This is a genomic window from Pseudonocardia sp. CA-107938, assembly GCF_050936315.1.
Lineage (GTDB): Bacteria > Actinomycetota > Actinomycetes > Mycobacteriales > Pseudonocardiaceae > Pseudonocardia.
The window spans coordinates 6,474,292-6,494,993 of record NZ_JBNJNA010000001.1 but is presented as its reverse complement, the minus strand read 5'-3'; the positions used below and the strand labels follow the sequence as shown (position 1 = coordinate 6,494,993).

The window sequence follows — 20,702 nt, the reverse complement described above, 5'->3', positions numbered from 1 at the left end:
TCAGCCCTTCGCCGGGGTGGGCTCCCCGAGGTCGGAGGTGGCGCTCGAGCCGATGCCCTGGACGAGCCCGAGCCGGCCGGCCACGACGTACAGCACGAACGCGGCGACCAGGGAGTTGATGCTGGGCAGGCCCCAGTCGATGAAGTAGCCGATCAGGGCGGAGCCCAGCCAGATGACGAGCGTGGCGGGCACCCAAGTCGGTGCCGCGTCGGGCAGCGTGCCGCCGGCCCGGCTCGCCTCCAGCTCGCCGCGCCACCGCTTCACCACGAAGTACTCGGCGATCATGATCGCGGCGATGGGTGGGAACGCCACACCCAGGATGATGAGGAACGACGTGAAGCTCTCGAGGATGCCGGCGGCGGCCAGCACGCTGCCGACGACGCCGAGCGCGAGCGTCGCGAGCGCGCGGTGGGTGTGCCGGCCGAGCACGGTGCCCATGAAGTTGACCAGGCCGAGGCCGGAGCTGTAGAGGTTCCAGTCGTTGATCTTGAGCGTGCCCAGGACGATCACCAGGATGCCGACCCAACCGACCGAGGACATCACGATCGCCGTGACGTCGCTCGAGCCGACGGCGTGCGCCAGCAGCACCCCGGACAGGCCGATCAGGTACTCGCCGACGGTGATGCCCACGATGGTCTGCTTGACGACGTCGGCGTCGGAGCGGTTGAACCGCGTCATGTCCGGGGTGATCACCGCGCCGACCATGAACCCGCCGGCCACCAGCGTCGTCGCCTCCAGCAGCGACAGTCGCGGGCCGGGCGGGGGAGAGGCCAGCAGCGCGCCGAGGTCGTGCGCGGCCAGCTCGCTGCCGATCGACCAGCCGACGAGGATCAGGAACGCCGGCACCGTGATGTAGGCGACCCACTTCATCGACAGGAAGCCCCACAGCACGATCGCCGTGACGGCCAGGCCGAACAGCAGCGACCACAGCCAGACCGGGCCGCCGAACAGGCTCACGAGACCCTGGGCGGACACCGCGGACTGGATGCCGAACCAGCCGATCAGGCTGATGCCGATGGCGAGCCCGACCAGCGCGCTGCCGCCCTGGCCGAAGCCGGTCCAGCGGGCCAGCACCGAGGTCTGCAACCCCTCGCGGCGCCCCATGATGCCGACGCCGATCGAGACCAGCTCCAGGACGATCGCGCCGAGGGTGAAGGCCAGCACCGCCGACCAGAAGTCCATCCCGAAGCCGATCGTGGCGCCCAGCACGAACTGGGACAGCGCGGACAGCTGGCCGAACCGCTGCACCGCCACCGACCACCAGGAGTACCGCTCGGCCGTGGGCACCCTGGCCAGGGCGTGGTCGTCCACGCCGAGGCTCAGGTGCTGAGCCGACGATCCGTCCGCGAGCTCGTCCATGCGCACTCCCCCAAGTCCCCCAGTACCGCAGACGCTATGGCCTGGGCCACTCGCCGTCACGAGGCGGAGTGCCATGCGTGCCCGGAGTGACAGTGCGATGTGCACAGTGTGGGTCGCCCGACCGGTGGTCAGGGCGGCGCTGTACCCTGAAACTCCGTGCAGCCTCGCGCGACGCGTCATCTTTTCGTCACCGGCGGGGTTGCGTCCTCGCTGGGTAAGGGCCTGACGGCTTCGAGCCTCGGTCGCCTGCTCACCTCCCGCGGACTGCGGGTCATCATGCAGAAGCTGGATCCCTACCTGAACGTGGATCCGGGCACGATGAACCCCTTCCAGCACGGCGAGGTGTTCGTCACCGAGGACGGTGCCGAGACCGATCTCGACATCGGTCACTACGAGCGGTTCCTCGACCGCGACCTCACCGGGCGGGCCAACGTCACCACCGGCCAGGTGTACTCGCAGGTGATCGCCAAGGAGCGCCGCGGCGAGTACCTCGGCGACACCGTCCAGGTCATCCCGCACATCACCAACGAGATCAAGGACCGCATCCTCGCGATGGCCGAGCCCGGTCCGGACGGTGTCGTGCCCGACGTCGTCATCACCGAGGTGGGCGGCACGGTCGGCGACATCGAGTCGCTGCCGTTCCTGGAGGCCGTGCGGCAGGTCCGCCACGACGTGGGCCGCGACAACTGCTTCTTCCTGCACGTCTCGCTGGTGCCGTACCTGGCGCCGTCGGGGGAGCTGAAGACGAAGCCGACGCAGCACTCCGTCGCGGCGCTGCGCAACATCGGCATCCAGCCCGACGGCCTCGTCCTGCGCGCCGACCGGGACATCCCGGAGCCGATGAAGCGCAAGATCAGCCTCATGTGCGACGTCGACACCGACGGCGTCGTCGCCGCGCCGGACGCGCCGTCCATCTACGACATCCCGCGCGTGCTGCACAGCGAGGGGCTCGACGCGTACGTGGTGCGCCGGCTCGGCCTGCCCTTCCGCGACGTCGACTGGTCGGTCTGGGGCACCCTCCTCGACCGGGTCCACCAGCCCGAGGAGACGACCCGGATCGCGCTCGTCGGCAAGTACGTCGACCTGCCCGACGCGTACCTCTCGGTCACCGAGGCGCTGCGGGCCGGCGGGTTCGCGCACCGGGCGCGCGTCGAGATCGTGTGGGTGCCGTCGGACGAGTGCCGCACCCCGGCCGGTGCCGCGGCCGCACTCGCGGACGTCGACGGCGTGCTGATCCCCGGCGGCTTCGGCGTGCGCGGGATCGAGGGCAAGCTCGGCGCGGTGCGGCACGCCCGCACCCGCGGCATCCCGGCGCTCGGGCTCTGCCTCGGCCTGCAGTGCATGGTCATCGAGGTCGCGCGCTCGCTCGCCGGGCTGGAGGGCGCCAACTCCGCCGAGTTCGACGAGCGCACCCCGCACCCGGTGATCTCCACGATGGCCGACCAGCGCGACGTCGTCGCCGGCGAACGCGACATGGGCGGCACGATGCGCCTCGGCGCGTACCCCGCCTCGCTCGCGGCCGGGTCGGTCGTGGCCGCCGCGTACGGCAGCCGTGAGGTCTCCGAGCGCCACCGGCACCGCTACGAGGTCAACAACGCCTACCGCGGGCGGCTGGAGGAGGCGGGGCTCGTCTTCGGCGGCACCTCGCCCGACGGGAAGCTCGTCGAGTTCGTCGAGCTGCCCACCGAGGTGCACCCGTTCTTCGTCGGCACCCAGGCCCACCCCGAGCTGAAGAGCCGTCCCACCCGGCCGCACCCGCTGTTCGCGGCGTTCGTCAAGGCGGCGCTGGACTACCAGGCGGCCGGCCGGCTGCCCGTCGAGCTGCCCGCCCGGGAGCGCGTCACCGTGAACGGAGCCGGCAGCTGATGGCCAGGCACGAGTTCGAGGTCGCGTCCTCGAAGGAGATCTACACGGGCCGCGTGATGGCGCTGCGCGCCGACGAGGTCGTCATGCCCGGCGGGGGCACGGCCGTGCGGGAGATCATCGAGCACCCGGGGGCCGTCGCGATCCTCGCGCTCGACGCCGACGACCGCGTCATGCTCATCCACCAGTACCGGCACGCCGTCCGCCGGCGGCTGTGGGAACTGCCGGCCGGGCTGCTCGACCACGCGACGGAGGAACCCGTCGAGGCGGCGCGGCGCGAGCTGGCGGAGGAGGCCGGGCTGACCGCGCAGGAGTGGTCGGTGCTGGTCGACATCGTGCCGTCGGGCGGCTTCTCCGACGAGTCCGTGCGCGTGTTCCTCGCCCGCGACCTCACCGAGTCGGACCGCGTCGACACCGGCGCCGACGACGAAGAGGCCGACCTCACCACCCGCTGGGTGTCGCTGTCGGTGGCGGTGCGCATGGTGCTCGCCGGCACGATCGTCAACGCCGCCGCCGTCGCCGGGCTGCTCGCCGCGCACGCGGTCGCCGGGTCCCCGGCAGGCGGCCGCCCTGTCGACGCGCCGTGGACGGACCGGCCCACGGCGTTCGACGCGCGCCGGGGCTGACGAACGGTCATCACGACATCCACGAGGAACCATCGGCGTGGCACGGCCGTCCTCCGTCACCGAGCGGTGTACGCCTACCTCGGTCTGGGGGCGCGGGGTGCCGTCGTGATCTCGCGCATCAGCAGGGCGCGGCTGTCGTCGATGCGACGACGGGACTTCGCGAGCGCCTGACGCACCCGCTCGGGCAGTGACCCGCTCGAGTGGCCTGCGCCGGCCGGCACGGCGCTCTCGTCCGGCTCGGCGACATTGACCAGTTGCCGCTCGACGTCGGACTGCTCACGATCGCCTGCGGACGCGCGGCGATCGGACGCGGCGGCGTGCCCGTCCTGCGCGGCCTGCACACGGTCGCGACGGGCATCGCGCCGATCCCGGTCGGCCGCGTAGCGGTCGGGCATCGCGCGGCCGGCTACCTCGTGGGCCTGCTCGAGAAGTCGACCTGCAACGGCGAGGTCGTCGTCGGCGAGGCGCCGCTGCTGCGTGGCGTGCGCGCGCAACCGCTGCCGACCCGCCGGGGAGAGGCCGGCCAGGACGAGAGCGTCGTCGAGCTCGTCCTGGCCGTGATCGAGCCGCTCACGCAGCCGGGAGTGGAGCGCCTCGAGGTCACGTTCCAGGTCGTGGATGGACGAGCCAGCGTCCTCGTCGCGCGACGTGGCCCGCGCATCGCGCCGATCCGCGTCACAGTCGCGTTCCGCAGCGGCGGTGTCGCGCAGATCGCCCGCGTCGTCGCGAGCGAACGCTTCGTCGTCTCGGACCTGGGACGTGGGATTCATCAGACGATGCCCCTTCAGCTGCTGCGGAGTGGCGGGGCTTGCTCCACGAGGGTAGCCCTGCATCGCCCGCATGGCCGACCCGCGGAACGTCGACGTCAGAGCGTTGCTGCTCGGCATCAGTGGGACCCGACCGCACTTGGTGGACCGAACCGCGGCCGTGTGAGGCGGAACTGTCGGTGTGCCGACGTACCGTCGCGCCATGCCCGACATCGCTGTTCACGGCCCGTTCTCCCTGGCCGCGGCGAAGGAGTTCTGGGTCGGGTTCACCCCGGCCGCGCTGCCGGACGCTGCGGCCGACGGGCCGCTGCGGCTCGCCTTCCCCGTCGAGGACGACTGGCGTCCGGCGGGGGTGGCGGTCACCGAGCACCCGGGCGGGGTGCGGATCGAGACGTACGGGCCGGGGGCAGGCGATGCCGCAGTCGCACAGGCCGCGCGGTCGCTCTTCCTCGACGTCGACGGGAGCGGGTTGGCCGCTGTCGGTGAGCGGGATCCGGTCGTGGCGGGGCTGTTGCGTCGATGGCCGGGGCTGCGGCCGGTCTGCTTCGCCTCGCCGTACGAGGCGGCGGTGTGGGCGATCCTGTCGCAGCGGGTCCGCATGACCCAGGCGGCCGCCGTCAAGGCGCGGATCGTGGCGCGCCACGGCGCCGTCGTGCAGGTCGACGGGCAGGAGGTGCGTGCCTTCCCGCCGCCGCAGGAACTGGTCGCCGCCGCGGTCGCCGAGGGCGTCCAGGACGTCAAGGTGGAGCGGCTGCGGGAGGTGGCCGACGCAGCCCTCGACGGCGTGCTGGACGCCGCCGAGCTGCGAGCGCTGCCCGTCGAGGAGGCGTTGGCCCGGCTGCGCACGGTGCCCGGTGTCGGGCCGTTCTCCGCGGAGCTGATCCTGGTGCGCGGCGCCGGGCACCCCGACGTCTTCCCGTCGGCCGAGCGGCGGCTGCACGCCGAGATGTGCCATGCGTACGGCTTGTCCGATCCCACGTCGGCCGAGCTCGCGGCCGTCGCTGAGGAGTGGCGCCCGTACCGGAGCTGGATCGCGCTGCTGATGCGTGTCGATCGCGAGCGTCGGACGGGCGGGACCGGCCGGCACCGTTAGCATCGAACACCATGACCGCGATGCGTTTCGGGATCTTCGTACCTCAGGGATGGCGGCACGACCTGGTGGGCATCGAGCCCGCCGAGCAGTGGGCGACGATGAAGGGGCTCGCGCAGGCCGCCGACGCCGGCCCGTGGGAGTCGATCTGGGTCTACGACCACTTCCACACCGTGCCGAAGCCGTCGGACCAGGCCACCCACGAGGCGTGGTCGCTGATGGCCGCGTTCGGCGCCGTCACCGAGCGGGTGCGGCTCGGGCAGATGTGTACCTGCATGGGCTACCGCAACCCGGTCTACCTCGCGAAGGTGGCCGCCACCTGCGACATCGTCTCCGGCGGTCGCGTCGAGATGGGCATCGGCGCGGGCTGGTACGAGCACGAGTGGCGCGCGTACGGCTACGGCTTCCCGACCGGCCCCGAGCGGCTCAAGCAGCTCGACGAGGGCGTGCAGATCATGCGCCAGGCGTGGGCGGACGGCGTCGCGTCGCTCGACGGCAAGCACTACCAGGTCGACGGCGCGATCGTGCAGCCGCAGCCGCTGCAGGAGGGCGGCATCCCGCTCTGGATCGCCGGTGGCGGGGAGAAGGTCACCCTCAAGATCGCCGCGAAGTACGCGCAGTACACCAACTTCGACGGCACCCTCGAAGGCTTCACGCACAAGTCGGAGGTGCTGGCCGGGCACTGCAAGACCGTCGGCACCGACTTCGACGCGATCGTCCGCTCGGCCAACTACAACGTCGCCATCGGCGCGACGGAGGCCGAGGTCGAGGAGCGGCTGCAGCAGACCGTCGCCCGGCTCGTGCCGTACATCGGCCAGGAGAGCGCCGACCAGTGGACGGGCTCGATGATCCGCAACATGCCCTGCCACGGCACACCGGAGCAGATCGTCGAGAACCTCACGAAGCTGCGCGACGCCGGCATGACCTACGCGATCCTCAACTTCCCGGAGGCCGCGTACGACCGGTCCGGCATCGAGCTGTTCGAGCGCGAGGTCATCCCAGCGCTGAGCTGAACCGAGCCGAGCCATGACCACGCCCGCCGCCGCTGTCGACGCGTTCCTCCACCACCTCGCCGTCGAGAAGGGGAGCGCGGCCAACACGCTGCGCTCCTACACCGGCGACCTGCGCCGGTACGTCGAGCACCTCAACGCGTGCGGCATCGACGACCTCGGGGCGGTCCGGGAGGCGGACGTGTCGGGGTTCGTGACGGCGCTGCGCAACCCGGGAACGGGGGGCGCGGTGCCGCTCGCGGCGTCGTCGGCTGCGCGGGCACTGGCCGCGGTTCGCGGTCTGCACCGCTTCGCCGCACGCGACGGGCTGGTGGCCGACGACGTGGCCCGCGCGGTCACGCCGCCGGCCCTGCCGGCGAAGCTGCCGCGCGCCCTGACCGTCGACGACGTCGACCAGCTGCTCGCCGGCTGCATCGGCACCGGCCCGGTGCCGTTGCGCGACCGGGCGCTGCTGGAGCTGCTGTACTCGACGGGGGCGCGGATCTCCGAGGCCGTCGGCATCGACCGCGACGACCTCGACGTCGACGGACGCACGGTGCTGCTGCGCGGCAAGGGCGGCAAGCAGCGCATCGTGCCGGTGGGGCGGCCGGCCCTGGCCGCGGTCGACGCCTACCTGGTGCGGGCCCGGCCCCAACTGGCCGCCCGCGGCACCGGGTCGTCCGCCCTGCTGCTCAACGCCCGCGGCGGCCGCCTGACCCGGCAGAGCGCGTGGCACGCCCTGCAGGCCGCGGCGGACAACGCGGGGCTCGCGGCGGCCGTGTCGCCGCACACCCTTCGGCACTGCTTCGCCACCCACCTGCTCGCCGGCGGCGCCGACGTGCGCGTCGTGCAGGAGCTGCTCGGCCACGCGTCGGTCAGCACCACGCAGATCTACACGCACGTGACGGTGGACACGCTGCGGGAGGTCTACGCCACGAGCCACCCGCGGGCGACGGCACGCAGGTGACCCGCTGTCAACGGCCCGGCTACCCTGAGGTAGCGTCGTCGGGAAAATCGGCCGCTTCCGGTCGAAGAGAACGGCCACGACACGGCGGGGCGCGTTGCTGCACGTGAGCAGCGCCTCCTACCCTGCGGTGACCGGCCCCTCCGTGGGGTCGGCAGCGACAGACCGGGAGCCCGCATGGACACACCGCGGCCCTTCGCCCCTCGCCCGGAGCGCTTCGCCGAGGACGGTGCCGAGCCCGATGTCGATCCCGATGTCGAGAACGTCGCCGACGACATCAGCGCACCCGAGCCGATGGGGAGACATCGCTTGAAGGTTCCCGAACCGGAGCCGCTCACCTCGCACGGTCCCGCGCGTGTCATCGCCGTGGCGAACCAGAAGGGTGGCGTCGGCAAGACCACGTCCACCATCAACCTGGGCGCCGCGCTGGCCGAGTACGGGCGCAAGGTGCTGCTGGTGGACTTCGACCCGCAGGGCGCGCTGTCGGTGGGCCTCGGCGTGGCCGCGCACGAGCTCGAGACCACGATCTACAACGTCCTCATGGAGCGCGGCGCCGACATCCGCGAGATCATCCGGCAGACCAACGTCGAGGGCATGGACCTGCTGCCCAGCAACATCGACCTGTCCGCCGCCGAGGTGCAGCTGGTCACCGAGGTGGGCCGCGAGCAGGCGCTGGGCCGGGCGATCAAGCCGATCCTCGGCGACTACGACATCGTCCTCGTCGACTGCCAGCCCTCGCTCGGCCTGCTCACCATCAACGCGCTCGCCTGCGCCGACCACGTGCTCGTGCCGCTGGCCTGCGAGTTCTTCTCACTGCGCGGCGTGGCGCTGCTGATGGACACCATCGAGAAGGTGCAGGACCGGCTCAACCCCGAGCTGACGATCCTCGGCATCCTCGCCACGATGTTCGACCCGCGCACGCTGCACACCCGCGAGGTGCGCCAGCGCGTCGAGGAGGCGTTCGGCGACCTCGTGTTCGACGCCGTGATCAACCGGACCGTCCGGTTCCCGGAGACCACCGTGGCCGGCGAGCCGATCACCACCTGGGCGCCCCAGTCCAACGGAGCGGAGTCGTACCGGCTGCTGGCCCGCGAGGTCCTCGCGCGGTGACGATCGCCCCCGAGGAGTTCCCCGGTCAGGTGGAGGACGGCCGCCCGCGGTTCACCGTCCGCCTGCACAACTTCACCGGCCCGTTCGACCTGCTGCTGCAGCTGATCGGCAAGCACGAGCTCGACATCACCGAGATGGCGCTGCACACGGTCACCGACGACTTCATCGCCCATCTCGCTGCCCTCGGCGACGACGCGGAGCTCGAGGAGACCACGCAGTTCCTGGTCGTCGCGGCGACCCTGCTGGACCTGAAGGCGGCCCGGCTGCTGCCCCAGGCCGAGGTGGAGGACGAGGAGGACCTCGCGCTGCTGGAGGCGCGCGACCTCCTGTTCGCGCGGCTGCTGCAGTACCGCGCGTACAAACAGGTGGCGGAGGTGTTCGTCGAGCTGGAGGCCACCGCGGCGCGGCGCTTCCCGCGGTCGGTCGCGCTGGAGGAGCGGTTCTCCGCCCTGCTGCCGGAGGTGCTGCTCGGCGTCGATCCGGCGACGTTCGCGGAGCTGGCGGCGTCGGTGTTCCGGCCGAAGCCGCCGCCCGAGGTGCGCGTCGACCACCTGCACGCCCACGACGTGTCGGTGCCCGAGCACGCGGCGATCATCGAGGCGCGGCTGAAGGAGCTGGGGGAGGCGAGCTTCGCCGAGCTGACGGCCGACTGCGTGGCCCCGATCGAGGTGGTCGCCCGCTTCCTCGCGGTGCTGGTGATGTTCCGCGAGCAGTGCCTCGACCTGGAGCAGCCTGAACCGTTCGGCGAGCTGACCGTACGCTGGACGGGCTACCCCGACGGCCGTGCCTGACGATCTGGAAGTTCCACCCGTGATTCCGCCCGCAGAAGCCTCGATCGAGCTCGACGAACTCGAGACCGAGCTCGAGACCGAGCTCGACGGCGAGCTCGACGGCGAACTGGCCGGCGACCTCGCCGACGACTCCGCCCTGGAGGCCGCCCTCGAGGCGCTGCTGCTCGTCGTCGACGCCCCGACCGACGACGAGACCCTCGCCTCCGCGCTCGGCGAACCGGTCGCGCGGGTCCGGTCGGCGCTGCGACGGATGGCGGGCGCCTACACCGAGGCGGGCCGGGGGTTCGACCTGCGCCACGTCGGCGGCGGCTGGCGCTTCTACACCCGGGACGTGCACGCCCCGTACGTGGAGAAGCTGCTGCTCGACGGGCAGCGCGCCAAGCTGACCCGCGCCGCGCTGGAGACCCTCGCCGTGGTCGCGTACCGCCAGCCGGTCACCCGGGCGCGGGTGTCGGCCGTGCGCGGCGTGAACTGCGACGGGGTGCTGCGCACCCTGCTGACGCGTGGCCTGATCGAGGAGGCCGGGACCGACCCGAGCACGCAGGGCACGCTGTTCCGCACCACCGAGCTGTTCCTGGAGCGGCTGGGGCTGTCCGGTCTGGACGAGCTGCCACCGATCGCCCCGCTCCTCCCCGACGTCGACGCGATCGACGAGTTGTGAGATCGAAGAAGGACATGAGTGAGATGAACACCGCGGCTCATCCCGACGGCGTGCGGCTGCAGAAGGTGCTGGCCCAGGCGGGTGTGGCGTCCCGGAGAGCGGCCGAAGAGATGATCGCGGCCGGCCGGGTCTCCGTGAACGGGAAGGTCGTCCGCGAGATGGGCCGGCGGGTGAACCCCGAGACGGCCGTCGTGCACGTCGACGGCGCCCGCATCCAGCTGCGCGAGGACCTGGTCTACCTGGCGTTGAACAAGCCGCGCGGGATCCTCTCGGCGATGTCGGACGACCAGGGCCGGCCGTGCGTCGGCGACCTCGTCGTCGAGCGCGGGCTGGTCGAGGCGGAGTTCGAGGGGCGGGCCCGCAACCGGCTCTTCCACGTCGGCCGGCTCGACGCCGACACCGAGGGCCTGCTGCTGCTCACGAACGACGGCGACCTCGGGCACCGGCTCATGCACCCGTCGTACGAGGTGGAGAAGACCTACCTGGCGGAGGTCATCGGCACCCCGGCCCGGGACCTGGGGCGGCGGCTGCGCGAGGGCATCGAGCTGGAGGACGGCTCTGCGTCGGTGGACGGGTTCCGCGTCGTCGACGTGATGGGCGGCAAGTCGCTGGTGGAGCTGGTGCTGCACGAGGGCCGCAAGCACATCGTGCGCCGCCTGCTCGACGAGGTCGGCCATCCCGTGCAGCGGCTCGTGCGCACCGCGATCGGCGAGGTGAAGCTGGGCAACCAGCGGCCGGGGAAGTTCCGCCCGCTGGACCAGGTGGAGATCGGCTCGCTGTACACCTCGGTCGGGCTATGACCATCCGCGCTGTCCGGGGCGCCATCCAGATCGACTGCGACACCCGCGACGAGATCCTCTCCGGGGCCGCGGAGCTGGTCACGACGGTGCTGGAGCGCAACGGGCTGGCGGCCGACGACATCGTCTCGATCCTGTTCACCGCCACCCCGGACCTGACGGCCGAGTTCCCCGCCTACGCCGCGCGGCTGCTCGGGCTCACCGACGTGCCGCTGATGTGCGCCGCCGAGATCGCGGTGCCGGGGGCGATGCCGCGGGTGCTGCGGCTGCTGGCGCATGTCGACACGCCGCGGTCGCGGGCCGAGGTCCGGCACGTCTACCTGCGCGGAGCCGCTGCGCTGCGCACGGATCTGCCCCAGTAGCGTGGTGTTGGTTTCTCGTCGCTCACGGGAGACGGGAAGCGGCAGTGGAAGGGGTTCGTCAGCGTGACCGGAGAGCTGCGCGGGGTCGTGGCGATGGACGGACCCGCGGGCACCGGCAAGTCGACGGTGTCGCGGCGGCTGGCGAAGCAGTGCGGTGCCGGCTACCTCGACTCGGGCTCGATGTACCGGGCGGCGACCTTGGCGGTGCTGCGGGCCGGGCTCGACCCGGAGGGGCCCGTCGAACCCGTCGTCGAGATCGCGACGACGTGTGAGCTGGAGCTCGTCACCGACCCCGACTCGCCCGGCATCCGGCTGGCCGGGGAGGACGTCAACGCCGAGATCCGCGGGCCCGAGGTCACCGCGGCGGTGAGCGCGGTGTCGGCGATGCCGGCCGTGCGCGCGGTGCTGGTGGACCGGCAGCGGGAGCTGATCGCGGCCGCCGTCCGCGAGACCGGCGGGATCGTGGTGGAGGGCCGCGACATCGGCAGCGTCGTCGTCCCGGACGCCCCGCTGAAGGTGTACCTGACGGCCTCGGCGGAGGTGCGAGCCGCGCGGCGCAGTGCGCAGGACCGCAAGGCCGGCCGGGACGTCGACGTGGCGGCCGTGCTGGCCGACGTGCGGCGCCGCGACCGCCTCGACTCCACCCGCAAGACCTCGCCCCTGCACGCCGCCCCGGACGCGCTGGTCGTCGACACCGACGAGCTGTCGGCGGACGCCGTGCTGGACCTGCTGGTGCGGCTGGTGAAGGAGCGTGGGCTCTGTGAGTGAGCCCGCGCGCGACCTGCCGCCCGGCGCGTGGCCGTGGCTGCACGACCTCGCCCGCTGGATCGGCACCTGGATGTGGTTCGTCGTGTACCGGCTGCACGTGCACGGCCGCGAGCGCATCCCCGCCGCCGGGCCGGTGGTGGTCGTCGCCAACCACAGCGCGTTCATCGACGGGCCGCTGCTGTTCGGACTTTTCCGGCGCCGCGCGGTGTTCTGGGTGAAGCAGGAGATGTTCACCGGTCCGCTGGGGTGGGTGCTGCCCCGGATCGGGCAGCTCCCGGTCCGCCGCGGGACGGCCGACCGCACCCCGCTCACCACGGCCGTGGCCGTGCTGCGGGGCGGTGGCCTGGTGGCGATCTTCCCGGAGGGCACCCGCGGCAGCGGCGACGTGGCGGCCGTCCAGCAGGGGGCGGCCTGGTTGGCCCGCACCAGCGGGGCGGCCGTCGTGCCGGTGGTGTGCCGCGGCACCCGCCGCCCGGACGGGTCGCGCCGGCGCTTCCGCCCCCGGGTGGACGTGCTGGTCGGCGAGCCGGTCAGCATTCCTGCAGGTGGCGGCCGGGCCGGGCTCGCCGCCGCCACCGAGACCGTGCGCGCCGAGCTGGCTGCGACGGTCCGCGAACTCGATACACGACGGAGCACGGCATGACTGACACCCCGCAGGACGACCTGGCCGCGATGGCGGCGCTGGGTCTCGACCCCGACGAGTTCGGCGCCGACATCGAGGGCGAGGGCGCCGACGCGCTGCCTCCCGCACCGGTGCTGGCGGTGGTGGGCCGGCCGAACGTCGGCAAGTCCACGCTGGTCAACCGCCTGATCGGGCGGCGTGAGGCGGTGGTGCAGGACATCCCGGGCGTCACCCGTGACCGCGTCTCGTACGACGCGCTGTGGAACGGGCGCCGGTTCGTGCTCGTCGACACCGGCGGCTGGGAGCCCGACGCCACCGGCCTGCAGGCGGCCGTCGCGACACAGGCCGAGTACGCGATGCGCACGGCCGACGCCGTCATGCTCGTCGTCGACGCGTCGGTGGGCGCCACCGCGACCGAGGAGGCTGCGGCGCGGGTGCTGCTGCGCTCGGACCGGCCGGTGCTGCTGGTGGCCACCAAGGTCGACGACGACCGGCTCACGTCCGACGTCGCGGACCTGTGGCGGCTCGGGCTGGGCGAGCCGCACCCGGTGAGCGGCCTGCACGGCCGCGGCTCCGGCGACCTGCTCGACGCGATCCTGGACATCCTCCCCGAGTCGCCGCGCGACGACATCGGTGCAGGTGGCGGCGGTCCGCGCCGGGTGGCGCTGATCGGGCGGCCGAACGTCGGCAAGTCGAGCCTGCTCAACCGGGTCGCCGGCGAGGTGCGCTCGGTGGTGCACGACGTCGCCGGCACCACCGTCGACCCCGTCGACTCGCTGGTCGACCTGGACGGCGAGATCTGGCGCTTCGTCGACACGGCGGGCCTGCGCAAGCGCGTGAAGAACGCGGCCGGCATGGAGTACTACGCCAGCCTGCGCACCCAGGCCGCGATCGAGGCGGCCGAGGTGGCGCTGGTGCTGCTCGACGCCAGCGAGCCCGTCTCCGAGCAGGACCAGCGGGTGATCACGATGGTCGAGGAGGCCGGGCGGGCACTCGTCATCGTGTTCAACAAGTGGGACCTCGTCGACGAGGACCGGCGCCTCGCGATGAAGCGGGAGCTGGAACGCGACTTCGTCCGCGTGCGGTGGGCCGAGCACGTCAACATCTCGGCTCTCACCGGCCGGTCCGTGCAGAAGATCGCGCCGTACATGCGGCGGGCGCTGGAGTCGTGGGACCGGCGCATCTCCACCGGCGTGCTCAACTCGTGGATCGGTGACGTGGTGGCGGCGAACCCGCCGCCCGTGCGCGGGGGGAAGCAGCCGAAGATCCTCTTCGCGACGCAGGTGCGCACCCGTCCGCCGACGTTCGTGCTGTTCACCACCGGTTTCCTGGAGGCGGGCTACCGGCGGTTCATCGAGCGGCGGCTGCGCGAGGACTTCGGATTCCCGGGGAGCCCGGTCCGGGTGTCGGTGCGGGTCCGGGAGAAGAAGCCGCGCAGCGCGGCCCGGTGACCCCGGGCTGGGCGCGGCTCGACGACATGCGGTCGGGCCGGGCGCTGGCGTTCTCCGGGCCGCGCGACGAGCTGGTCGCGTGGCGCCCGGACGAGGTGCGCGAGGTGCTCGACGAGGTCGAGCGGCGGACGGCGGCAGGGGAGTGGGCCGTCGGGTTCGTGGCGTACGAGGCGGCCGGTGGGCTGGATCCGGCGCTGGTCACGCATCCGCCGGTCGACGGGCTGCCGCTCGCGTGGTTCGGTGTCGGCGCGGCACCGGTGGAGACCGAACCGGTGGCCCTGCCGCCCGACGGGCCGCCGTGGCGGTGGGCCCCGCAGTGGGACGCCGCGCAGCACGCGGCGGCTGTTCGCGCTGTCCGGGAGCGCATCGCGGCCGGCGACACCTACCAGGTCAACCTCACCACCCGGCTCGACGCGCCCGTCGTCGAGGACCTGCGGGCGCTCTACGCGCGGCTCGCGCACGCCCAGCGCGGGGCGTACCACGCCTACCTCGACACCGGCCGGTTCACGATCGCCGGGGCGAGCCCTGAGCTCTTCTTCGAGCTGCGCGGCGACCACGTCCTGATGCGTCCGATGAAGGGCACCGCGCGGCGCGGCCGCACCCGCGCCGAGGACGCCGACGTCGTCGCGGCACTGCGGGCCAGCAGCAAGGAGCGCGCCGAGAACGTCATGATCGTCGACCTGGTGCGCAACGACCTGGCGCGCATCGCGCGGACCGGCAGCGTGCGGGCGACGGCGCTGTTCCGGGCCGAGCAGTACGAGACCGTGCACCAGCTGACGTCCGACGTCGAGGCGCGGCTGCGACCCGGCATCGGGCTGGCGGACGTGTTCGCGGCGCTGTTCCCGTGCGGCTCGGTGACCGGCGCACCCAAGGCGTCGACCATGCGGATCATCGCCGAGCTGGAGGACGCGCCGCGGGGCGTGTACTGCGGCGCGGTCGGGATCGTCGGGCCGCCGGACGCGCCGGTGCGTGCTCGGTTCGGCGTCGCGATCCGCACGGTCGTCGTCGACCGGGAGCGCGGTGTCGCCACGTACGGCAGCGGCGGCGGGATCACGTGGAGCTCGGAGCCGGCAGCCGAGCACGCTGAGGTCATCGCGAAGACGGCGGTCCTGACGGCGCGGCCCGTCGACGTGCACCTGATCGAGACGCTGCGGTTCGAGGCCGGCCGCGGGCCGCTGCGCCTGGACCTGCACCTGCAGCGCATGGCCGACTCCGCGGCCTGGTTCGGCTTCCCGTTCGACGTCGAGGAGGCCCGCGCGGCCGTCGTCGACGCGGTGCGCGGCCGTGCGGAGGACGCGCGGGTGCGGCTCACCGCGCACCGCGACGGCGCGGCCCACGTGACGCTCGGACCGGCACCGGTCCCCGCGCCGGCGCGGGTCGCGCTCGACCTCGAACCGGTGGACTCCCGCGAGCCGTGGCCGCACCACAAGACCAGCCGCCGGGAGCCCTACGACACGCGGCTGGCCCGTCACCCCGACGCCGACGACGTCCTGCTCGTGAACGAGCGCGGCGAGCTCACCGAGTCGTGCGTCGCCAACCTCGCCGTGCTGCTGGACGGGCGCTGGTGGACCCCGCCGCTGGGCAGCGGCTGCCTCCCCGGCATCGCCCGCGGCGTGCTCGTGCGGGCCGGGGTGCTGGCCGAGCGGGTGCTGGTGCCGGCGGATCTGGCGCGCGCGGAGCGGATCGCCCTGGTCAACTCCCTGCGCGGCTGGCGCACCGCCCACCTCACACACCGCCGGGCCCCTTCACACACGTCCGGACATGTGTGAACGGGCCCAGCCGTGTGTGACGTCGTGCTACGTGTCCGCCAGGGCGGCGAGGGGGTTCTCCACCGCGTCCGCCACGTAGCGGAGGAAGCCGCCGGCCGTGCCGCCGTCGCACACCCGGTGGTCGAAGACCAGCGACAGCTGGCCCACGGTGCGGGCGACGATCTCGCCGTCCACCACCCAGGGGCGGGGGATGAGGCGGCCGATGCCGAGGATGGCGACCTCGGGGTGGTTGATGATCGCGGCGCTGCCGTCGACGCCGAAGCGGCCGTAGTTGTTGAGGGTGAACGAGCCGCAGGACAGTTCGGCGGCGGTGGCCGTGCCGGCGTTCGCGGCGGCGGTCAGCCGCCGGATCTCGGTGTCGAGGTCGCGGATGCTGCGCCGGTGCGCGTCGCGGATGGCGGGGACGAGCAGGCCCTGCGGGGTCTGCGCGGCGATGCCGAGGTTGACGCCGTCGAGGTGGACGACCTCTCCTGCGTCGGTGTCGACGCGGGCGTTGAGCTCGGGGTAGCGCTGCAACCCGGCGACGACGAACCGCGCGAGCAGGGCGAGCACGCCGGGGCGCCAGCCGTCGCGGCCCATCTGCTCGCGCACGGCGAGCAGGCCGGTCGCGTCGACGTCGACCCAGGTGGTGGCCTCGGGGATCTCGCTGCGGCTGCGGGACAGCGTGGCCGCGATCGCGCCGCGCACCCCGGTCAGCGGCACCCGGCGGGCCTCCGGGAGGCCCGTGCGGCGCTCCACGCCTGACGAAGTGGGTGCGACCCGCGACGCGATCGCCCGCTCGACGTCGGCGCGCACGATCAGCCCGCCCGGGCCGGTGCCGCTGAGCTGCGCCGGGTCGAGCCCGGCGTCGCGGACCAGCCGGCGCACGATGGGTGAGGCGATGCGCGGCCGTTCCCCGCTCGGAGCAGCAGGCGCCGGTCGCGTGCCGGGGCGCCGACGGCGGCCGGGGCGCTCGGCAGAGGTGCCGTATCCGACGAGCACGTTGCCCGAGCCCGCCCGTTCCTCCTCGACGTAGGTGGCAGCCGCCGGCTCGCCCACGGTGATCAGGGGCGCGCCCACGGCGACCGTCGTTCCGGCCTCGGTGTGCAGCGTGATGACCACGCCGGCGAACGGCGACGGCACCTCGACGGTGGCCTTGGCCGTCTCGACCTCCGCGATCGGGGCGTCGACGGCGATCCGGTCGCCGGGCTGCACCAACCAGCTGACCAGCTCGGCCTCGACGAGTCCTTCGCCGAGGTCGGGCAGGGTGAAGACATGCTCGGTCGCGGTGGCGGTCATGACAGGTCCCACTGCAGGTCGTCGACGGCGTCGAGGACGCGGTCCACGCCGGGGAGGTGGTGGCGTTCCAGTGCTGGCGGCGGGTAGGGCACGTCGAACCCGGTGACGCGGCGGACCGGGGCGGCGAGGTGGTGGAAGCAGCGCTCGGACACCCGCGCCGCGATCTCGGAGGCGACCGACGCGAACCCGGGCGCCTCCGCCACAACGACGGCGCGGCCGGTGCGCCGAACCGCGGCCATGACCGTCTCGTCGTCGAACGGGACGATGCTGCGCAGGTCGACCACGGCCAGGTCACGGCCCTCGGTGGCGGCCTGCTCGGCCGCGGCGAGCGCGACCGGCACCGACGGCCCGTACGCGATCAGGGTGGCGTCCTGCCCGTCCCGGCGGATCACGGCCTGCCCGATGGGCGGCTGCGCGATCGCGCTGTCGAGGGTGTCCTTGGCGAAGTAGAGCTTCTTCGGCTCCATGAAGACGACCGGGTCGGGGGAGTCGATCGCGTGTCGCATCAACGCGTATGCGTCGGTGACTGTCGCGGGAGCGACAACGGTGAGACCCGGCGTGTGGGCGTAGTAGGCCTCGGAGCTGTCGCAGTGGTGCTCCACCCCGCCGATGCCGCCCGCGTACGGGATGCGGATCACCAGCGGCAACCGCACCCGCCCGCGCGTGCGGTTGCCGTACTTCGCGACGTGGCTCGCGATCTGCTCGAACGCCGGGTAGGCGAACGCGTCGAACTGCATCTCGACGACAGGCCGGAACCCGTTCATCGCCATCCCGACGGCCATGCCGACGATGCCGCTCTCGGCGAGCGGGGTGTCGAAGCAGCGGTCGGGCCCGAACTGCGCGGTGAGCCCGTCGGTCACCCGGAACACCCCGCCCAGCGGGCCGACGTCTTCACCGAAGACGACCACCCGCGGATCGGCGGCCATCGCGTCGCGCAGAGCGGTGTTGAGGGCCTGGCCCATGGTCGTCGTGGCGGGCGCGGCGGCCACCGGGCGCTCGGCCATGATCGTCATCGGGTGCCCTCCAGCTCCAGCTCGGCGGCCAGCACCGCGCGCTGCTCGGCCAGCTGCGGGGTCGGCGCGGCGTAGACGTGCGCGAACAGCTCGGTCGGGTCGGTGGCCGGCTCGGCGTTCATCCCTGCCCGGACGTGCTCGGCGAGCCGCTCCGCCTCGGCGGCGAAGGCGGCCTCGCGCTCGTCGTCCAGCTCGCCGGTGGCGACGAGGTGGGTGCGCAGGCGCAGCAGCGGGTCCCGCGCGCGCCACGGCTGCACCTCGTCGTCGGTGCGGTAGCGGGTCGGGTCGTCGGCGTTGGTGTGGGCCTGGACGCGGTAGGTGTCGGCCTCGACCAGCGTCGGGCCGCCGCCGGACCGCGCCCGCTCGACGGCGGCACCCAGCACGACCAGCAGAGCGGCGAGGTCGTTGCCGTCGACCTGCTCACCGGGCATGCCGTAGCCGACGGCCTTGGCGGCAAGTGACTCCGCGGCGGTCTGGCGGGCCAGCGGCACCGAGATCGCGTACTTGTTGTTCTGCACGAGGAACACCACCGGCGCGCGGAACACCGCGGCGAAGTTGAGGGCCTCGTGGAAGTCGCCCTCGCTGGTGGCGCCGTCGCCGCACAGCGCCATGACCACCGTCGGCTCGCCCTTCAGCCGGGCCGCGTGCCCGACACCGACGGCGTGCAGCAGCTGCGTCGCCAGCGGGGTGGCCTGCGGCGCGACGTGCGAGACGGTCGGGTCGTAGCCGCAGTGCCAGTCACCGCTCAGCATCGCCAGCACCTCGACCGGGTCCACCGCGCGCGCGACGATCGCGGCGCCGTCGCGGTAGGTCGGGAAGAGCCAGTCGCCGTCGCCGAGCACCCGCGCCGCGGCGACCTGGCAGGCCTCCTGCCCGTGCGAGGACGGGTAGACCGCCAGCCGACCCTGGCGCACCAGCGCGCTCGCGACGTCGTTCAGCCGCCGCGCGAGCACCAGCTCGCGATAGCCGTCGAGCAGGCCGGCCGGCACGGGATCGCCGACCGCCCGACCGTGCTCGTCGATCAGCACGCGCATGGGGACCTCCTCGTGAGACGCCTGGCGCCATGGTCAGCCACCGAACGATCATTCGGCTATGGGTGCCGGAGAATCGGAGAGGATCGGCCGGGTGCATCGGTTCCGATGGACGATCGGTCTCAGACGATCTCGCCGCCGGTCGGGCGGGTGAGACGGATGGCCGCGTTCAGCGCGCGGCGAAGGCGCCGATCGTGTCGGCGGAGAGCACCTGCTCGATCCCGAGGACCATCGCCCCGGCGAGGCCGGCCCGCTCGCCGAGCACGCTGTTGGTGAGCACCAGGTTGCGCGTCGCGAGCGGCAGCGCCCGCTGGTAGACGACGCTGCGCACGCCGGCGAGCAGCTCGTCGCTCGCGGCGGTGAGCGATCCGCCCAGCGCCACGCGAGCCGGGTTGTAGAAGTGCACCAGCGTGGCGACGAGCTCGCCGATCAGCCCGGCGGCGTCGCGGACGGCGGCGATGGCGGCGGGATCGCCGCGCCCGAGCAGGGCGCGCAGTGCGCTGATCCCCTCGACGTCGGGAAGGCTCCGCACGATCGCCGACGCGGACGCGACGGCCTCGATGCAGCCGACGTTGCCGCACACGCACAGCTGGTCGGGGGCACCGCGCACGCGGACGTGCCCGATGTCGCCCGCCGCGCCGTCGGCGCCGTGGTGCAGCCCGCCGTCCCGCGTGACCAGGCCGCCGCCGATGCCGGTGCCCACCTTGACGAACAGCAGCGGCGCCTGGTCGGCCGGCAGCGCCCGCGCCTCGCCGAGCGCGCGCAGGTTGACGTCGTTCTCCAGGACGGCGGGGCAGCCGAACGTCTCGCGCAGCCGCGCCGTCACCGGGTAGGCGTGCCAGCCGGGCATGATCGGCGGCCGCACCGGGATGCCCAACCGCCCGTCGACGGGGCCGGGCACGCCGATGACGATGGCGCCCGGCGGGGTGGACGTGCCGCTGCGGCGCAGCAGCGCCCGCAACCCGTCCTCCACGGCGTCGAGCACGGCGCCGGGGCCGTCGCGAACGTCGGCGGCGATCTCGGTGCGGGCGAGGATGTGCTGGTTGAGGTCGCCGACGGCGAGCTGGCAGATGCGCGCGCCGAGGTCGGCGACCAGGATCGTGCCGCCCTGCGCGGAGATGGCGAGGCGGTCGGCGGGCCGTCCGCGGCCGAGCGTGGGGCGCATGCCGTCGGGGCGCAGGAGCCCGCGGGCGAGCAGGTCGTCGACGGCCGCGCTGACGGTGGTGCGGGCGAGGCCGGCGGCCGGCACGAGATCGGCACGGCTCACCGCCGTCCCCGACGCGACGAGCCGGGCGATCGTGCTCAGCACGGTGGCCGAGTCGGACCGTCCGGGCCGGTCGGGCGTGCTCAGACGCAGCGGGGGCAGGGGCGACATATCATCCCGAATTCGG

At 73.3% G+C, this 20,702-nt stretch carries 20 protein-coding genes; 14 read left to right on the top strand and 6 right to left on the bottom strand.

The window, feature by feature from the left end; genetic code table 11:
* Positions 1–1,359, bottom strand: coding sequence for a purine-cytosine permease family protein (locus ACQEVB_RS32100; RefSeq protein ID WP_432979658.1), 1,359 nt, complete (start codon positions 1,357–1,359; stop codon positions 1–3).
* Positions 1,360–1,515: 156 nt separating this feature from the next.
* Between ACQEVB_RS32100 and ACQEVB_RS32095 the strand changes: the two genes are divergently transcribed.
* On the top strand, positions 1,516–3,225 hold the full coding sequence (locus ACQEVB_RS32095) for a CTP synthase (RefSeq protein ID WP_432979655.1): 1,710 nt from the start codon (positions 1,516–1,518) through the stop codon (positions 3,223–3,225).
* Entirely contained in the window at positions 3,225–3,848 is a 624-nt protein-coding gene (locus ACQEVB_RS32090) for an NUDIX domain-containing protein (protein ID WP_432979652.1), read from the top strand. Before ACQEVB_RS32095 ends, ACQEVB_RS32090 begins: the two co-directional genes overlap by 1 nt.
* A gap of 74 nt (positions 3,849–3,922) precedes the next feature.
* Here ACQEVB_RS32090 and ACQEVB_RS32085 read toward each other — a convergent pair whose 3' ends face one another.
* Positions 3,923–4,735 (bottom strand): hypothetical protein, encoded by an 813-nt coding sequence (locus ACQEVB_RS32085; protein ID WP_432979649.1) that lies wholly within the window; start codon positions 4,733–4,735, stop codon positions 3,923–3,925.
* 82 nt (positions 4,736–4,817) lie between these two features.
* On the opposite strand from ACQEVB_RS32085, the gene ACQEVB_RS32080 reads away from it, so the two are divergent.
* The 12 genes from ACQEVB_RS32080 to ACQEVB_RS32025 all read left to right on the top strand — a co-directional run bounded on the left by ACQEVB_RS32080 (position 4,818) and on the right by ACQEVB_RS32025 (position 15,989).
* A complete protein-coding gene (locus ACQEVB_RS32080) occupies positions 4,818–5,708 on the top strand; it encodes a DNA-3-methyladenine glycosylase family protein (RefSeq protein ID WP_432979646.1) in 891 nt (296 codons plus the stop codon).
* 20 nt (positions 5,709–5,728) lie between these two features.
* A complete protein-coding gene (locus ACQEVB_RS32075) occupies positions 5,729–6,718 on the top strand; it encodes an LLM class F420-dependent oxidoreductase (protein ID WP_432980704.1) in 990 nt (329 codons plus the stop codon).
* Between the two features lie 13 nt (positions 6,719–6,731).
* Positions 6,732–7,661, top strand: coding sequence for a site-specific tyrosine recombinase XerD (xerD, locus tag ACQEVB_RS32070; RefSeq protein ID WP_432979644.1), 930 nt, complete (start codon positions 6,732–6,734; stop codon positions 7,659–7,661).
* A 174-nt stretch (positions 7,662–7,835) separates the two neighbouring features.
* Entirely contained in the window at positions 7,836–8,768 is a 933-nt protein-coding gene (locus ACQEVB_RS32065) for a ParA family protein (RefSeq protein WP_432979641.1), read from the top strand.
* Complete coding sequence (locus tag ACQEVB_RS32060) at positions 8,765–9,559, top strand: segregation and condensation protein A (protein ID WP_432979638.1); 795 nt, start codon at positions 8,765–8,767, stop codon at positions 9,557–9,559. The genes ACQEVB_RS32065 and ACQEVB_RS32060 overlap by 4 nt, the downstream gene beginning before the upstream one ends.
* The gene (scpB, locus tag ACQEVB_RS32055) at positions 9,552–10,220 is read left to right on the top strand and encodes an SMC-Scp complex subunit ScpB (RefSeq protein ID WP_432979635.1); all 669 of its coding nucleotides are present in this window, start codon (positions 9,552–9,554) and stop codon (positions 10,218–10,220) included. The genes ACQEVB_RS32060 and scpB overlap by 8 nt, the downstream gene beginning before the upstream one ends.
* A 23-nt stretch (positions 10,221–10,243) precedes the next feature.
* Positions 10,244–11,020 carry a pseudouridine synthase gene (locus ACQEVB_RS32050; RefSeq protein WP_432980701.1) on the top strand — a complete coding sequence of 259 codons (777 nt, stop codon included), beginning with the start codon at positions 10,244–10,246 and terminating at the stop codon, positions 11,018–11,020.
* Positions 11,017–11,379: a chorismate mutase gene (gene aroH, locus ACQEVB_RS32045; protein WP_432979632.1), complete on the top strand. Its 363-nt coding sequence runs from the start codon at positions 11,017–11,019 to the stop codon at positions 11,377–11,379. Before ACQEVB_RS32050 ends, aroH begins: the two co-directional genes overlap by 4 nt.
* Before the next feature lie 93 nt (positions 11,380–11,472).
* Positions 11,473–12,147, top strand: coding sequence for a (d)CMP kinase (gene cmk, locus ACQEVB_RS32040; RefSeq protein ID WP_432980698.1), 675 nt, complete (start codon positions 11,473–11,475; stop codon positions 12,145–12,147).
* Entirely contained in the window at positions 12,140–12,790 is a 651-nt protein-coding gene (locus ACQEVB_RS32035; RefSeq protein WP_432979629.1) for a lysophospholipid acyltransferase family protein, read from the top strand. The genes cmk and ACQEVB_RS32035 overlap by 8 nt, the downstream gene beginning before the upstream one ends.
* Positions 12,787–14,220: a ribosome biogenesis GTPase Der gene (der, locus tag ACQEVB_RS32030; RefSeq protein ID WP_432979626.1), complete on the top strand. Its 1,434-nt coding sequence runs from the start codon at positions 12,787–12,789 to the stop codon at positions 14,218–14,220. Before ACQEVB_RS32035 ends, der begins: the two co-directional genes overlap by 4 nt.
* Complete coding sequence (locus ACQEVB_RS32025) at positions 14,217–15,989, top strand: chorismate-binding protein (protein WP_432979623.1); 1,773 nt, start codon at positions 14,217–14,219, stop codon at positions 15,987–15,989. Before der ends, ACQEVB_RS32025 begins: the two co-directional genes overlap by 4 nt.
* A 27-nt stretch (positions 15,990–16,016) precedes the next feature.
* On the opposite strand, the gene ACQEVB_RS32020 is transcribed toward ACQEVB_RS32025, so the two are convergent.
* The 4 genes from ACQEVB_RS32020 to ACQEVB_RS32005 form a co-directional block, all read right to left on the bottom strand.
* On the bottom strand, positions 16,017–17,267 hold the full coding sequence (locus ACQEVB_RS32020; RefSeq protein ID WP_432979620.1) for a dihydrolipoamide acetyltransferase family protein: 1,251 nt from the start codon (positions 17,265–17,267) through the stop codon (positions 16,017–16,019).
* Positions 17,264–18,280, bottom strand: a complete 1,017-nt coding sequence (locus tag ACQEVB_RS32015; RefSeq protein ID WP_432979617.1) for an alpha-ketoacid dehydrogenase subunit beta — start codon at positions 18,278–18,280, stop codon at positions 17,264–17,266. The genes ACQEVB_RS32020 and ACQEVB_RS32015 overlap by 4 nt, the downstream gene beginning before the upstream one ends.
* Positions 18,277–19,314: a pyruvate dehydrogenase (acetyl-transferring) E1 component subunit alpha gene (pdhA, locus tag ACQEVB_RS32010; protein ID WP_432979614.1), complete on the bottom strand. Its 1,038-nt coding sequence runs from the start codon at positions 19,312–19,314 to the stop codon at positions 18,277–18,279. The genes ACQEVB_RS32015 and pdhA overlap by 4 nt, the downstream gene beginning before the upstream one ends.
* A gap of 166 nt (positions 19,315–19,480) precedes the next feature.
* Positions 19,481–20,620, bottom strand: a complete 1,140-nt coding sequence (locus ACQEVB_RS32005) for an ROK family protein (RefSeq protein WP_432979612.1) — start codon at positions 20,618–20,620, stop codon at positions 19,481–19,483.
* Between the last annotated feature and the right edge of the window lie 82 nt (positions 20,621–20,702).

What these genes read in the sequence shown, in the direction of transcription:
- ACQEVB_RS32100 (WP_432979658.1), bottom strand. Translation starts at nt 1,359, where the DNA reads ATGGACGAGCTCGCGGACGGATCGTCGGCTCAGCACCTGAGCCTCGGC.
- ACQEVB_RS32090 (WP_432979652.1), top strand. Translation starts at nt 3,225, where the DNA reads ATGGCCAGGCACGAGTTCGAGGTCGCGTCCTCGAAGGAGATCTACACG.
- ACQEVB_RS32085 (WP_432979649.1), bottom strand. Translation starts at nt 4,735, where the DNA reads ATGCCGAGCAGCAACGCTCTGACGTCGACGTTCCGCGGGTCGGCCATG.
- ACQEVB_RS32080 (WP_432979646.1), top strand. Translation starts at nt 4,818, where the DNA reads ATGCCCGACATCGCTGTTCACGGCCCGTTCTCCCTGGCCGCGGCGAAG.
- ACQEVB_RS32075 (WP_432980704.1), top strand. Translation starts at nt 5,729, where the DNA reads ATGCGTTTCGGGATCTTCGTACCTCAGGGATGGCGGCACGACCTGGTG.
- xerD (WP_432979644.1), top strand. Translation starts at nt 6,732, where the DNA reads ATGACCACGCCCGCCGCCGCTGTCGACGCGTTCCTCCACCACCTCGCC.
- ACQEVB_RS32065 (WP_432979641.1), top strand. Translation starts at nt 7,836, where the DNA reads ATGGACACACCGCGGCCCTTCGCCCCTCGCCCGGAGCGCTTCGCCGAG.
- ACQEVB_RS32050 (WP_432980701.1), top strand. Translation starts at nt 10,244, where the DNA reads ATGAACACCGCGGCTCATCCCGACGGCGTGCGGCTGCAGAAGGTGCTG.
- aroH (WP_432979632.1), top strand. Translation starts at nt 11,017, where the DNA reads ATGACCATCCGCGCTGTCCGGGGCGCCATCCAGATCGACTGCGACACC.
- cmk (WP_432980698.1), top strand. Translation starts at nt 11,473, where the DNA reads ATGGACGGACCCGCGGGCACCGGCAAGTCGACGGTGTCGCGGCGGCTG.
- der (WP_432979626.1), top strand. Translation starts at nt 12,787, where the DNA reads ATGACTGACACCCCGCAGGACGACCTGGCCGCGATGGCGGCGCTGGGT.
- ACQEVB_RS32020 (WP_432979620.1), bottom strand. Translation starts at nt 17,267, where the DNA reads ATGACCGCCACCGCGACCGAGCATGTCTTCACCCTGCCCGACCTCGGC.
- ACQEVB_RS32015 (WP_432979617.1), bottom strand. Translation starts at nt 18,280, where the DNA reads ATGACGATCATGGCCGAGCGCCCGGTGGCCGCCGCGCCCGCCACGACG.
- pdhA (WP_432979614.1), bottom strand. Translation starts at nt 19,314, where the DNA reads ATGCGCGTGCTGATCGACGAGCACGGTCGGGCGGTCGGCGATCCCGTG.